The sequence below is a fragment of the Prosthecobacter sp. genome (assembly GCF_044222565.1).
GTDB lineage: Bacteria > Verrucomicrobiota > Verrucomicrobiia > Verrucomicrobiales > Verrucomicrobiaceae > Prosthecobacter.
In genome coordinates, this window is sequence record NZ_JBGANA010000009.1 from 250,856 (window position 1) to 265,276 (window position 14,421).

Here is a 14,421-nt window from a genome sequence, read left to right on the forward strand (position 1 = left end):
GCCATGCGAACTTTTTCCCACATCCTGGGCCTGCTGTGTTTTGCAGCGCCTGCTGTCGTAAACGCGATGGTGCATCACATCGAGGCCGTCACTCCGCGTGCCGGCCAGCGCGGCACGACGGTGGAAGTCGTTATCGACGGAGCTTATCTCAAAGATCCGCGCGAAGTGCTTTTCTTCCGCCCGGGCATCAAGTGCCTCGAAGTGAAAGCGCTGCCCCCTTTGGAGCGCAAGGTCAGCCTGCACCATGGCGGCTATCGTGAAGACCAGGTGCTGTGCAGATTTGAGATCGCGCCGGACTGCCCGCTGGGGCTGCATCCGCTGAAGCTGCGCACGGCCACGGAGCTCACGACGCTCTCCACTTTTGCCGTCACGGCTTATCCTGTTTATCACGAACAGGAACAGAAGCAGGGCGCCAATGATGCCGCCTCCGCTGCCGAGGCGATCGCACTCGGCACGAGTGTGCATGGCCGCATCGATTCCGTGAGGCTCAGCGATGTGGATCTTTATCGCATCAGCGGCAAAGCAGGCCAGCATCTCTCGGTGGAGGTGGATTCCGTCTGGCTCACCGAGCGTCATTATGCGGAGTCTGAGTTTGACCTCATGGTGCGTCTGCTGGATGCAAACGGCAAAGAACTCGCCCGAAATGATGACAGCGCCCTGCATTTGCAGGACCCCATCGCCAGCATGGTGCTGCCGAAGGACGGTGAGTATCTCGTGGAGATCAAGCAACGCGTCTTTAAAGACGGGCCGCGCTGCTACTACCTCGCGCACATCGGCGACCATCCGCGCCCGCTCGTGGCTTATCCCGCAGGTGGCAAAGCGGGGACTTCCGTGCAGACGGCCCTGCTGGGCGATCCGGAAGGCGAGGTGAAGCAATCTGTTTCACTGCCAGCTATGGCGGGTGATTTTTCCCTCTACAACAAGATGCCTTCGCCGCTGCCCATGCGAGTGAGCGCTTATGACAATGTGCTCGAAGATCGTGCAGCAGAAGAAACTCACGTGAAGGCATTGCCCGCGGCACTCAACGGCATCATCGAAGCCGCGGGTGACAGCGATGCCTTCACGGTCTCCGCGAAAAAGGGGGAGCGCTGGCATGTGAAAGTCTTTGCCCGCTCGCTCGGCACACCGTTGGACCCGCGCATCAGCATTCAGCGTGTCGGTGCTGAAAACGCCGAAGTGAATGCAGACGATGCCACGCTGGAAGACCGCGGGCTTTATGCCATGAGCCGTGCCATTCAGCGCAAGGAAATGATGGATCCCGCCATTGTCTGGGAGCCGAAGGAAGATGGGGAATACGCCATCAGCATCACGGATATGCGCGGTCTTGGTGATCCGACTTCCGTATACCGCATCGAGGTCGATGCCGTGCTCGATGAGATCGACACTTTTCTTCAGGCCAGGGTCATCGACATGGTGGAGTGCCCGCGACTCACCGGCATCACCGTGCCGCAGGGCGGCCAATGGACGGTGAACGTGAATCTCGCTGATGGGCCCGGCAATACTTACAAGGGCGAGCTCGACCTCGTGGCGCACGGTTTGCCAAAAGGTGTGAGAATGATCGCCCCTCGAATGCGCGCAGGGCAGCGGCAGACTCCGGTGCAGTTTGTGGCGGAGGCAGGCGTGAAACCGCAGTGCGCTTTGATAACTCTGGAATGCAAGGCGGTGGACGGCAGGCCGCTCGTCAGCCGCTCGCAGCAGTCGTTTCCGTTTCTCGGCCACTCTGGTGGGCGTGCGTGGCATTCGTTTGTGGTGGACCACTACGCGCTTGCCGTGATGGAGCCGCCGCCTTTCGCAATCGAAGTCGCGCAGCCGCAGATTCCGCTGTCACAGAATGGCGAGCTGACGCTTGCGGTGAAGGTCGTGCGCCAGCCGGGGTTCAAGGAAGATGTGGAATATCAGTTCGACTGGGTGCCCAACGGCGTGGAAGGCGAGCCTACCATCACGCTGCCCGCGGATAAGAGTGAAGGCACGCTGCGTCTCAGTGCCAGCACGGCAGCTGCTCCTGGTACTTATCAGCTTGCCATCACCGCTTCAACCGTGGGCGGTGAGTATTACCTCGGCACGGGGCGCACACGCACCTCGACGAAATTTTTCGATCTCACCATCGCGCAGCCTTACATCGCGCTGAAGAGCAATCCCACCGCAGTACGGCGTGGTGAGAAGGCGCAGGTGGTGTGGGACATCGAGCACAAGAAACCCTTCGAAGGCGAGGCCGAAGCGGTGCTGCTGGGGCTGCCGAAAGGTGTGAGCGTGGTCAATGCGCCGAAGTTTAAACCTGGGGACAAACAGCTCATCTTTGAAATCGCCGCGACGAACGATGCGCTGCTCGGCCAGTATAAGGAACTGAGCTGTGAGATCACAGTCAGCGAGCGCGGCCAGCAGATCCGCCAGCGCATGGGCAAAGGCATTCTACGCGTCGATCCCGCCATCGCTCAAACCTCAAGCACATCCCGCTAATGCTCCGCTCGTTCATTGCTTCCGCTGTGTTTGCAGCTTCTGTATTCGCTGAGGAGGTGCCCAGCTTCCGCCGCGATGTCATGCCCATCCTTTTCCGCTCCGGCTGCAACCAGGGCACCTGCCACGGCTCCGCGCGCGGAAAGGATGGCTTCATGCTCTCGCTCTTTGGCTATGATGCGAAGGGGGACTACTACCGCATCACGCAGGAGATGGTGGGACGCCGTGTCAATCTTGCCGTGCCCGAGCAAAGCCTGCTGCTGCTCAAGGCCATCGGCAAGGTGCCGCATACCGGTGGCGAACTTTTCAAGCCGGATACCCCGTACTACCAGACCCTGTTGAAATGGATTGCCGCGGGTGCTCCAGATGATGCCGAGTCCGTGCCGCAGCCGGTGGAGATCACACTCGACCCCGAGCGCATCGTCTTTGAAGGCGTCAAAGGCACTCAGAAGATCACCGTCACCGCCCGTTACTCCGACGGTTCCAAGCGAAACGTCACCGATCTCGCCCTCTTCGCCTCCAACAATCCCTCCACCGCCAAGATCGACAAAAACGGCGTCGTGTCCGCCAGCGGACGTGGTGACACGCACGTGTTTGCGCGTTTTAACCGCTTCACCATCGGCTCCGAAGTCATCGTCCTCCCTCAGGACAAAAACTACCAATGGACGAATCCCGTCGCGAACAACTACATCGACGAAATCATCCACGACCGACTGCAAAAGCTGCGCCTCCTCCCCTCGGAAATCTGCGATGACGAAACCTTCCTCCGCCGTGTCTTCCTGGATCTAAGCGGCGCGCTGCCGACCCCGAAGGAGTATCGCGAATTCATGGCGGACACGTCCAAGGACAAGCGCACCGTGCTCATCGATCGCCTTTTGAAAAGCGACGGCTTTACCGATCTCTGGACGGATCTCTGGGCCGAAATGCTGCGCGTGAAAGGCGGCGGCTATGCTCCCACTGCCACCGACATCAAAGCCGCGGACGTCTATTACGAATGGATCCACGACCAGATCGCGCAAAACCGCCCCCTGAACGAATTCGTCGCCGATCAGATCACCGGCACCGGGAGCAACATCAACAGCGGCCCCGCCAATCTCTACACCATGCTCGTGCATGACGTGAAAGTGACGCCGAAAAATCTCGCCGCCGACTTTTCGCAGCTTTTCACCGGCGTGCGCATTCAGTGCGCAGAGTGTCACAATCACCCCTTCGACCGCTGGACGATGGACGACTATTACGGCTGGGTGAGCTTCTTCACCGGCATCCAGCGCAAGCTGGGCGTGGAGCCGCGCGAGTTCTATGTCTTCAACGATCTCTCCGCCGCACCGGCCAAGCACCTCGTGGATGAGCGCCCCATGCTGCCAACGGTGCTTGGCGGTGAGAGCAGTGTGCCGAAGGGCAAGGATCCGCGTCAAGCGCTGGCGGCATGGCTCACTTCTCCGAAGAATGAACTCTTCACCCGCAATCTTGCCAACCGCATTTGGGCACACTTCATGGGCCGTGGGTTGGTGGAGCCGCTCGATGACATGCGCGTGAGCAATCCTCCCACCAACGGCCCGCTGCTGGAAGCCCTGGCGCAGCATCTTGGCGATAACAAATTCAATTTGCGCAGCTTCATTCGCGACATCGTCACCTCCCGTACTTACCAGCTTTCCGCGCAGCCCAACAAAACGAATGCGGATGACACCCGCCAGTTCTCCCGAGCCCAGCTTCGCCGCCTGCGGGCCGATGTGCTGCTGGATGCCATCGTCGGGGCGACCGATGGTGAACGCGGCTTCGTCTATTTCCCCAAGGGCACCAAGGCCGTTCAGCATTACCCACGCACTCCTGGCGACACCACGAATGCGAATACAGGCGATCCGTTCTTTGAAACCTTCGGCCGTGCGGGTCGCGCCAGTGTGTGCGTTTGCGATACCAAACTGGAGCCGACGCTTTCGCAGACACTGCACATGGTCGCGGGGGACACGGTGCAGAACCAGGTCGGGGCCGGTCAGGTGATCGAAAAACGTCTCAAGGCCGGCACGCCGCCTGAAATGATCATCGAAGATCTTTACCTCCGCGCTCTTTGCCGAAAGCCGAAGCCTGAGGAACTTAAGGCCCTGCTGGAGCTCGTCGGTAGCGACACCAAGGACCGCAAGCCCTACCAGGATATTTTCTGGAGCCTGCTCAATTCCACGGAGTTCATCTTCAATCACTGATTCATGCGCTGTTTATTCCCAAAGACCGTGGTCGGTGCGTGGCTTTGCATTGGCGGAGTGCTGCACGCGCAGGATTTCAAGGCGCTCGATGCCGCGCTGCTTGATCCCGCGACGTTCGCCCAAAGCGTCGCGGGCAAGGAATCGCCTCATACCACCGGACCACAGGCCGTGGTATGGACGCAGAAGAGCCGCCCGGACTTTCGCGGCATCAAATTCGGCGAAGGCCGCGAGACCGGCCTGCGCCATCTGCGCATCGGCTTCGTCAAGCCCGTAGCCGTCGGCAGCGTGCTGGTAAGCGGTGGCGGCACTCTCAGCGTGCTGAAAGCTTCCGCCCCTTATCCGGGTGATCTCAGTGATGATGCACAGTGGGTGCCGGCAGACCGGCTGGTGACTGGAGCCGCGTCTCGCACAGAAGTGGCGGCGGGCGATTATGCGCTCTGGCTGCTGCCGCCGGGTACTGACACGCGCGCCCTGCGTTTCAGTCACGCGCCTGCAGCGGGAGATCGCGAGATGGCGGGTGTGCTTGGCGGTGTATGGGTGCTTCCCGGGCGTCTCGGCAACGTCGCACCCCAGGCGCTGGTGCAGTCACGGGCGCGCGATGATGTCTCTGCAAGGCTCGTGGATGAGTCTGGCAACAAAACCTGGCAGGCTTGGGACAATGGAGAGCAGGGGGCCGCGCTGCCGGTCTCGGCAGAGCATCCTGAAGTCGTGACGCTGACTTGGCCCGCGGCCGTGCAACTTCAGGGGCTCTGCCTGCTGTGGGCGGGCTTCGGGGGCATTGAGATCGATGCTTTCACCGGCGGCGAAGGTATCAGTCTTCAGGATGCCCCGGCATCAAGCTGGCAGCGTGTCGCGACAAAGAGTGGCATTGATCCGCTCTATCCCCTGCCGCTTGGACCGCATTGGGTTCCGTTTGAAAAGCCTGTGCAAACTCGCGCGCTGCGGCTGCGCATCATCGCGGGCACCAAGTCCACTCACCCGCATCTCGACAGCAAGGTGAAGGATGGCCGGCGCGTCTGGCTCGGTGAAGTGATGGCACTGGCTCCGCTCAAAGCAGATGCCGCGCTCGCGAGTCTGTTGCTGCCGAAGGCCACCGAGGAGCCGCCTCCGATCCCGGTGAAATTCACGCTGCCGGAAGCGGGACTGGTCACGCTTGTCATTGAGGACGCGCAGCATCATCGCGTGCGCAATCTGGTGAGCGAGACCCCGTTTCCTGCGGGTGAAAACATCGCCTGGTGGGACGGCAGCGACGATCTCCTGCGCGACCCCGAAGCTGCAAAGTACGGCGTGTACAATATTCCCACCCGCCCCGTCGCTCCGGGCACCTACACCGTCCGTGGTCTCTGGCGCAAGTCCGTGGAACTCCACTACGAATTCAGCATCTACAATGCCGGCAAGCCCGCCTGGACCACCGCCGACAACACCGGCTGCTGGCTCACCACCCACACTCCGCCCACCAGCATGGCCGCCATACCGGCTTCCAAAACCGCAGATGGCAACCCCCTCGTCATCATGGGCGCCCATGTCGCTGAAGGCGGGCACGGCTTGCAGTGGCTGCATGAGGACGGCACCAAGATCGGTGGCCAGCACTGGGTCGGCGGTACTTGGACTGGCGCTCCAACCCTTGCAGTCGATCTCGGCTCCAATGCCATCGCGGATCACGCCTGTTACGTCGGCTCCGTGTGGGACGGCGAGCTGCGTCTCACCGCCAAGTCACGCGCACTCGAAGACAAGCCCGTCTTCAAAGCTCAGCTCGGTGAAGATCCCCGACTGAAGGAGCATGATCCCAAAACACCCGCCGAACTCGCAGGCTTCGATGGTGGACTCAAAGTCTACGTCCTCGCTGGCATCGCCGCGCGCGATGGCGTGATCGTGTGCTCCATGATCCGGCAAAATGAGCTTCTCTTCATCGATGCCAAAGCCGGCAAAATCCTCCGGCGTGAAAAGATCGGAAACCCTCGCGGCCTCGCCTACGACACCAGCGGCCAACTCCTCGTTCTCAGCGGCACAAAACTCCTCCGCTTGGATCTCTCCAACTCGAAAGCAGAGACTCTCATCTCTTCCGGTCTGGAAGACCCACGCCACATCACCATTGCCACCAACGGCAGTCTATTCATCACTGATCGCGGCTCCTCCCATCAGGTAAAAATCTTCTCGCCCGAAGGCAAACTCATTCGCACCATCGGCACCGCCGGTTCCCCCGCTCTTGGAAAGTACAATCCAAAGCACATGAACAACCCCAACGGCCTCGCCCTCGATTCGCAGGGCAGGGTATGGGTCGCTGAAGCGGACAACTACCCCCGTCGCGTTTCGGTTTGGTCAGACAAAGGCACTATCGAGCGCACCTTCTATGGCCCCACCGAGTACGGCGGTGGCGGCGTGCTCGATCCGCAGGATGCCACCAAGTTCTTCTACAAAGGCATGGAGTTCGCGCTCGATTGGAAGTCCGGCACCGATTCACTTCAGCGCGTCTTCGCCCGCCCCGATCCCCTCATGGAGGCCCACGGCGGCCACTTCTCCCCCGACTATCCCTTGTACGCGAATGGGAGGCGCTACTTCACCAGCTGCTACACCCACAATCCCACCGGCGGTGACAACGCCGCCTTCCTCTGGCGCGATGACGGCGAGTCCGCCAAGCTTGTCGCTGGCATCGGCGATGCCCATCATTTCCAAATCCTCCGCACCCCCGAGTTCCGTTCCCTGTGGCCCGAAGGTACGAAACCCGACGAAGAAAATCCTGCGCCGGAAAAACACGCCGCCTTTGTCTGGTTCGACAAAAACAACGACGCCCGCCCGCAGCCCGATGAAGTCAAGATGACCAAAGAAGTCCTGCGTGGCATCACCGTGATGGACGGCCTCTCCTTTATAGCCGCCCGCTACGGCGACAAAACAGCACGCTTCACTCCGACCAGCTTCACTTCCAGTGGCGTTCCGGCCTATGCTCCGCAGCCCGAGCTGCTCGGCCCCGCAGGCGGCACACCACCCTCCAGCGGCGGCAACCAGGCGCTTCTTGCGGACAATTGCTGGCTCATCACCACCAATGCCGCCGCACCCTTCTCCCCGCATGGCATCGGCGGCATCTTCAAAGGCGAGCCCCGTTGGAGCTATCCCAGCGCCTGGCCCGGCCTTCACGCCAGCCACGAGGCCGCCATTCCAGATCGTCCCGGCATGGTCGTCGGCCACACCCGTCTCCTCGGCGGCTTCGTGCAGGGCAGGGCAGGGCCTATGTTCTGCGTCAATGGCAACATGGGGAACATGTACCTCTTCACTGCAGACGGTTTGTTTGTGGCCACCCTCTTCCACGACATCCGCCTCCGCCCCAACTGGGCCGCACCCGTTGCCACCCGCAACATGGACGTGACCGACGTCTCCCTGCACGACGAAAACTTCTGGCCCAGCATCACCCAGAACATCGACGGCAAAATCTTCCTCGTCGATGGCGGCCGCACCAGTCTTGTGCGTGTGGATGGTCTCGACTCCCTCCAGCGGCTCCCGGAGCAAACCCTTGAAGTTACCCCCGCCGATCTCGATAAATCACGCGCATGGTTCGCCCGCGCCGAAGCCGCACGTCAGCAGGCTCGTGGAAGCGGCACCCTCTGTGTCGTCATGCGTGCGCAGCCGCCCATCGTCGATGGCAAGCTGGATGACTGGCCCGCCACCACCGACTGGGCCTCCATTGATCGTCGCGGCATCAAGGCCAACTTCAACAGCAACTCCCGCCCTTACGAAGTCAGTGCGGCCGTCAGCATCCATGGCGGCAAGCTCTACGCCGCCTGGCGCACCACCGAAAAGGATCTGCTCAGCAACAGCGGTGAAACACCCAATGCCCTCTTCAAAACCGGCGGCTGTCTCGATCTCATGCTGCAGGCAGACACCGACCAGCGTCTCCTCGTCACCCTCGTCAAAGGCAAGCCGCGCGCCATGCTCTATCGCCTCAAAGTCCCCGGAACCATGCAGCCCGTCGCCTTTGGCAGTCCGTGGCGCAGCATCCACATTGATGTCGTTGAAGACGTGACCGACCGGGTTGCTTTCGCGACCGACAGCGTCGGCAATTTCGAAATCAGCGTGCCTTTGGAAACGCTTCATTGGCACCCCAAACCCGGAGACACAGCCCGCGCCGACCTCGGCGTCCTCCGTGGCTCCAACGGCCAGACCACCCAGCGCATCTACTGGTCCAACAAAGCCACCGCCATCACGGCCGATGTCCCAAGCGAGGCCGAGCTAACCCCACAGCTCTGGGGCCGCTGGAAAATCATTCAAGAATAAGCCTTCCCATGCCATTGAACCGCTCCATTGCCCTTTCGATCGTGCTGCTCGGCACCGCCGCCTCCGCCGCCGAGGCCGTCATCACCTACGAGGAGCATATCAAGCCCATCTTCCGCGAGCACTGCCTCAAATGCCACGGTGATGACGAACAGAAGGCCGACCTCAATCTCGCCAATTTCACCGCGGTGCTCAAAGGCGGCAGCGGCGACAAAGCCGTCGTCGCAGGGCGCGCCAGCCAGAGCCTGCTCTTCACCGCCATCACCGCCGAAGACGATGCGGAGCGCATGCCGCCGAAAAAGGCAGCGATTCCGGCCCCGCAGATTGAGCTTATCCGCCAGTGGATTCAGGGTGGTCTGCGTGAGTCCTCTGGCAGCAAGTCACTCGTTGCCGAAAGAGACACAAGTTTTCAGCCCATCTCCGATACCAGGCAGGACGGCCCGCCCCCCATGCCCGAGTCCCTTCCCGCTTTCACGCCTCCATCCTTGAGGCGTCCGCTGCCAGTCATCGCCATGGCCGCCAGTCCGCGTGCCCCTCTCATCGCCGTCGCTGGTCATGAGCACGTGCGTTTGCTCGATGCAACCACCCAGCAATCCCTCGGCGCGCTCGCCTTTCCGGAGGGCCAGCCTAATGTCATTCGCTTCAGCGCCGACGGCCGCGTCCTCATGGTGGCCGGTGGCAAGCCGGTTCAATCCGGCAGCGTCGTCCTCTTTGACGTGAAGACCGGCAAACGCCTCACCACCATCGGCGATGAAACGGACGCCGTCCTTGCCGCTGACCTCAGCCCGGACCAGCAGCTCGTGGCCCTCGGCGGGTCCGGCAAGGTCATCAAAATCTATGGCACTTCCGATGGCAAACTCCGCCACAAGCTCACCAAGCACACCGACTGGATCACCGCCCTCGCCTTCAGTCCCGACGGCAAAAAGCTCGCCAGTTCAGACCGCGCTGGCGGCATTCACCTTTGGGACGCCGCGGGCGGCGGCATCCTTCTCTCCCTCTCCGAGCACAAGGCCGCCGTGCGTGCAATTGCATGGCGCAGTGACGGCAAAATGCTTGCTAGCGGAGGTGAGGATGGCCTCCTCATCTGGTGGGACGCGAAGGACGGCTGGCCGGCCATCACCAAAACAAACGCTCATCCCCCGGCGCGTCCGCAGGGCATGTATGGCAAGATTCCCAACGGGGTCCTCTCCCTTGCGTTCGGTCCCACCGGCGAGCTGCTCAGCGCCGGGCGCGACAATCACGTGCGCCTCTGGAGCACCAGCGGCGGTTCTGTCCGGGATTTCCCGTCTGAAGCGGTGCTTCCGCTTCAGACCAGCATCAGCTTTGACGGTAAAAGCTTATTTTCCGGAGGTGCGGACGGTGTCGTACGAGCTCTGGCGAGTGGTCACTAGATTCGTTTTCGTGGTCTGCACAGTGTAGGTGCCATGGTCCCAGCTGTTGCCCACATTGGTAGGCTCATCTTCCCACGTGAAGTTTTCGCCGTAGTTGATCGTCGGCTGCGGCCAGACGCTGTAGCCGTTGCCGTAGCCACCGCCATGCCCGCCAAAGCTCGGGGCATTGTTAAAGTTCGTGCCGTAATACGTGCCGCCCAGTGCCGTGCGAGGATAGCCATGACCATTCCAGCTCCAGTCCTGACCGCAGGAAGTAAGGGACAGAGCGGAGATAACCGACAGAAGGAGCAGGGAGTGAACGGATTTCATGGGCAGATGATTTGGTGTCTGAATTATGGAGAATTGGCCAAGCCGCAAAAAAAAGCAATCCTATAAATCCAACTCCGGCTATCCCTGATGTCCCTGTCCTTCTGCCCAGGGACTTCGGCCCTCCCATTTTCCCGCCGAAATCTGGAATCTTCCCGGCCCCATCCGCGTTTCACTTTCCCCCATGAAACTCACTCTTTTCGCCCTTTTCGCCACCGCCGCTCTCTCCCTCGCCGCAGATCATCCCGACACCACTGGCTGGAAAGACCTCCTTGCGCCTGACCTTTCGAACACCGTCGCCCCCGGCAAATGGGAGCTTAAAGATGGCATCCTCGTCGCCAGGGACCACGACACCCTGTGGACCAAGGACTCCTACGGCGACTTCATTCTCGATCTCGAATTCAAGGTGGAGAAGGAGTCCAACAGCGGCGTCTTCCTCCGCTCCGGCAATATCAAAGACGTGCTCTCCGCCCTGGAAATCCAGGTCCATGACAGCGCCGACGGCAGCAAATACGGCATGGTCGCCGCCATCTATGACGCCATGCCCCCGAGCAAGAGCATGGCCAAGCCCGTCGGCGAGTGGAACCACTTCACCATCACCTGCAAAGGCCCCATGGTCAGCGTCGTCTTCAATGGCGAGGAAGTCATCAACGCCAACCTCGACAACTGGCCCGAAGTCGGCAAAAACCCCGACGGCACCCCCAACAAGTTCAAGAAAGCCCTCAAAGACTTCGCCCGCTCCGGCCCCATCGGCTTCCAAGGCCTCCACGGCAAAGCCCAGGCCCCGGTGTACTACCGGAATCTGAAGATCAAGGTGCTCGAGTAGATTCCTCTTGTTGTCCTGAGACCAAGCATTGCAATTATCGATGCTTGGCCTTAGGTCGATTCAAAAGATGGATCTGAAGGCTTATGAAACGGTAGTACGAGGCTGGTCCACAGCAGGTGCTGTGGATTGGGATCTTGTATCTTCAATGCTGGCTGACTCTCTGTGCAATACCATCAGGCACTTCTCTTTAGCGGCCCCAAATAAAGAAATCTACGGCATTGTCATTGAGAGGACCCAAAGTTGGAACGCCTGCGTACATCTGAACACGGAAGAAGGTCTCATCAAGGGGCCCTCAATATTTCGGCCCGGAACACGCGGATACGAACACATGACAGACGAAGAGATCCGCGAATCGTTAGGTCGATGGTATTATGAGGCTTGGGAGTTTCAATTGTACGAATACGTGGCACTTCCTGAAATCAGAGGGCTGAACCGACTGCACTACGATTTGTTTGAGAAGCTTTTCAGCGAGCAATGTGACCGCGCTGAGCCGGCGAAAGAGCCTGAACTGACTGACTTGTTCCTTCAGTCTGTGGCTAGGGCAACGGCGCTTTTAGAACAAAGCAAGGAGTTGCAGCAGCTGTCTAAAACGCCGGATTTTCGTCTCCGGCTTTTTGACGGTGGCCGTCACGAGTGGGAAACAGACGAAATCATGACAGGGGCACGTGCATCCATAGGAGCGGGCAGTTGAGGAAGCTTTGAAACGCAAGTGTCTCACCCCCCGCACGCCGCCTTGATCTCCTCCAGCTCCGCCCACCGCGCAAACTTCCCCTCCAGCTCATGCTTCTTCGCATCGAGCTTCGCGATGTAGTCATTCGTCCCCGCCCCCAGCTTCACAAACGTCTCCGGATTGCTCAGCTCCGCCTCCATCGCCGCGATCTCTCCCTCCAGCGTCGCCATCGCCGCCTCCACTTCCGCCAGCTCACGCTGCTCCTTCTGCGACATCTTCTTCGGCTTCGCGTTTCCGCCCGGCGCCGCAGGCTTCTCCTTCTTCACCGGCGCCTGCACCATCGCCAGCTCCGCCGCAGCCTTCGCCGCACGCTTCTCCTGGTAGTAGCTGTAGTTCCCCGCGCATTCATGGATGCGCCCCTGACCCTCAAACGCGATCAGCCGGTCGCACACACGGTCCAGGAAATACCGGTCATGGCTCACCACCAGCACGCATCCCTTGAAGGATAGGATCGCCTCCTCCAGCACCCGCATCGTCTGCAGGTCCAGATCATTCGTCGGCTCATCCAAAATCAAAAAGTTCCCGCCACGTCGCAGGATCTTCGCCAGCAGCACACGGCTCTGCTCGCCACCGCTCAGCTCCTTCACCCGCATCGTCGCGCGCTCATCGCTGAAAAGAAACCGCCGCAGGTACGTCCGCACATGCAGCTTCTCCGGGCCAAACTGCACAAAGTCAGAGTTCGGCCCTGCCACCTCCTCCATCACGCTCTTCTCCGGGTCCAGCAGCAGCCGCTGCTGATCCACATAGTTAAACACCGTCCGCTTGCCGATCGTGACCTTCCCCTCGTTCGGCTCCTGCTCGCCCATCAGCATCCGCAGCAGCGTCGTCTTGCCCAGCCCGTTGCGGCCGATGATTCCCGTGCACGTCCCTGCTTCAAAGCTCAGGTTCAGATGGCTGAAAAGCCACCGGTCGTTGATGTGCGCGCCGATCTCCACCGCATCGATGATCGTGTTCGCCAGCGGCGCCGCCGGTGGAATAATGAGATCCATCACCAGCTCCTCCTCCGGCGCATCCATCGCCGCCACACGCGCATACTCATCCAGTCGCGATCTCTGCTTCGTCCGCCGCGCGCTCACACCCGCCCGCACAAACTCCAGTTCATGTCGCAGAAAGCTCTGCCTCCTGCGCTCGGAGTTCGCCTCCACCGATTCACGGATCGCCTTGCTCTCCAAAAAGTCACTGTAGTTCCCCGGATGACTGTAGATCCGGCTGTCATCAATCTCGATGATCCGCGTCGCCACCCGGTCCAAAAAGTACCGGTCATGTGTCACAAACAGCACCGCGCCCGCGAAATCCCGCAGGAAAATCTCCAGCCACTCGATCGACTCCGCATCCAGATGGTTCGTCGGCTCGTCCAGCAGCAGCAGGTCCGGCTGCGCCACCAGCGCACGCGCCAGCGCCACACGCCTCTTCTCACCACCCGAGAGCCCTTTCACCACACGGTCCGCCGCGGGCACCCCCAGCTCATTCATCGCCGTGCTGATCCGCGTCTCCACACCCCAGCCATCATGCAGCTGGATCTGGTGCAGCAGCTCCGCCTCCTGGTCTCCCTTGTAGTCCCCGTTTTCATACCGCGCCACCATCTCCAGCAGCGCCGCAGCCCCCGAGCGCACGTTGTCCATCACGCTCGCCTCCTCATCCAGCGTAAACTCCTGCGCCAGGTGGCTCACGATAATGCCATTCCTCCGCGAGATCGTCCCGCTGTCCGGCTTCTCCGTCCCCGCGAGGATGCGCATCAGGCTCGTCTTCCCGGAGCCGTTGCGCCCCACCAGCCCCAGCTTCTCCCCTTCATGGATGCTCATCGTCGCATCAATAAATACCTGCTGCAGCCCAAATTGCAGGCGCAGGTCTTTGGCGGAAACAACGGCAGGAGTGATCGGAGACATAAAGGGGGCCGCTGAGATAGCACGATCTGCCCGCGCTGCGACAGATTACCGCTCCTTATTGAGGATTGCATCATAGACTGGCTTCTTTGTCTTGAAGGCCAACGGCCTTCCGTCATTCAGCCCAGGGGTGCCGAGCCTTGGCGAGTGCTCCCCTGGGTTCTGGCAGACAATCCGGGAAGCGAACCCATCGTCTTCTTCACTCGCCCCGTTTTCCAGAAGCGTCTCCCAGCCATTCCGCAACGGAGAACCTGGATCTCCGCCACACGCACCACGCTCCGGCTCCGGACTGCACAGGCACTTCATTTGCGTCAGTTTATGGCATACGTCTCAATAAATGGACTTTCTGACCGGCTCCGCAGGACGTGAC

General features: G+C 60.7%; 8 protein-coding genes. 6 read left to right on the top strand and 2 right to left on the bottom strand.

Annotated features, from left to right (window positions below):
* Window positions 1-3 precede the first annotated feature (3 nt).
* The 4 genes from ACILSR_RS15515 (at window position 4) to ACILSR_RS15530 (ending at window position 10,306) form a co-directional block, all read left to right on the top strand.
* Window positions 4-2,457, top strand: a complete 2,454-nt coding sequence (locus tag ACILSR_RS15515) for a serine protease (protein WP_395750698.1) — start codon at window positions 4-6, stop codon at window positions 2,455-2,457.
* An 80-nt stretch (window positions 2,458-2,537) separates the two neighbouring features.
* Entirely contained in the window at window positions 2,538-4,652 is a 2,115-nt protein-coding gene (locus tag ACILSR_RS15520) for a DUF1549 domain-containing protein (RefSeq protein ID WP_395750699.1), read from the top strand.
* 3 nt (window positions 4,653-4,655) lie between these two features.
* A complete protein-coding gene (locus ACILSR_RS15525) occupies window positions 4,656-8,918 on the top strand; it encodes a hypothetical protein (RefSeq protein ID WP_395750700.1) in 4,263 nt (1,420 codons plus the stop codon).
* 8 nt (window positions 8,919-8,926) lie between these two features.
* Window positions 8,927-10,306, top strand: a complete 1,380-nt coding sequence (locus ACILSR_RS15530; protein ID WP_395750701.1) for a c-type cytochrome domain-containing protein — start codon at window positions 8,927-8,929, stop codon at window positions 10,304-10,306.
* Here the strand turns inward: ACILSR_RS15530 and ACILSR_RS15535 are convergent.
* Window positions 10,253-10,615, bottom strand: a complete 363-nt coding sequence (locus ACILSR_RS15535) for a hypothetical protein (RefSeq protein ID WP_395750702.1) — start codon at window positions 10,613-10,615, stop codon at window positions 10,253-10,255. The genes ACILSR_RS15530 and ACILSR_RS15535 overlap by 54 nt on opposite strands.
* 181 nt (window positions 10,616-10,796) lie before the next feature.
* On the opposite strand from ACILSR_RS15535, the gene ACILSR_RS15540 reads away from it, so the two are divergent.
* Window positions 10,797-11,438 (top strand): DUF1080 domain-containing protein, encoded by a 642-nt coding sequence (locus ACILSR_RS15540; RefSeq protein ID WP_395750703.1) that lies wholly within the window; start codon window positions 10,797-10,799, stop codon window positions 11,436-11,438.
* Window positions 11,439-11,505: 67 nt separating this feature from the next.
* Window positions 11,506-12,129 (top strand): hypothetical protein, encoded by a 624-nt coding sequence (locus tag ACILSR_RS15545; protein ID WP_395750704.1) that lies wholly within the window; start codon window positions 11,506-11,508, stop codon window positions 12,127-12,129.
* 23 nt (window positions 12,130-12,152) lie between these two features.
* Here the strand turns inward: ACILSR_RS15545 and ACILSR_RS15550 are convergent, their stop codons facing one another.
* Entirely contained in the window at window positions 12,153-14,054 is a 1,902-nt protein-coding gene (locus ACILSR_RS15550; RefSeq protein ID WP_395750705.1) for an ABC-F family ATP-binding cassette domain-containing protein, read from the bottom strand.
* Window positions 14,055-14,421 lie beyond the last annotated feature (367 nt).

Coding starts and splice junctions, on each gene's coding strand:
- ACILSR_RS15515 (WP_395750698.1), top strand. CDS start 4: ATGCGAACTTTTTCCCACATCCTGGGCCTGCTGTGTTTTGCAGCGCCT.
- ACILSR_RS15520 (WP_395750699.1), top strand. CDS start 2,538: ATGCCCATCCTTTTCCGCTCCGGCTGCAACCAGGGCACCTGCCACGGC.
- ACILSR_RS15525 (WP_395750700.1), top strand. CDS start 4,656: ATGCGCTGTTTATTCCCAAAGACCGTGGTCGGTGCGTGGCTTTGCATT.
- ACILSR_RS15530 (WP_395750701.1), top strand. CDS start 8,927: ATGCCATTGAACCGCTCCATTGCCCTTTCGATCGTGCTGCTCGGCACC.
- ACILSR_RS15535 (WP_395750702.1), bottom strand. CDS start 10,615: ATGAAATCCGTTCACTCCCTGCTCCTTCTGTCGGTTATCTCCGCTCTG.
- ACILSR_RS15540 (WP_395750703.1), top strand. CDS start 10,797: ATGAAACTCACTCTTTTCGCCCTTTTCGCCACCGCCGCTCTCTCCCTC.
- ACILSR_RS15545 (WP_395750704.1), top strand. CDS start 11,506: ATGGATCTGAAGGCTTATGAAACGGTAGTACGAGGCTGGTCCACAGCA.
- ACILSR_RS15550 (WP_395750705.1), bottom strand. CDS start 14,054: ATGTCTCCGATCACTCCTGCCGTTGTTTCCGCCAAAGACCTGCGCCTG.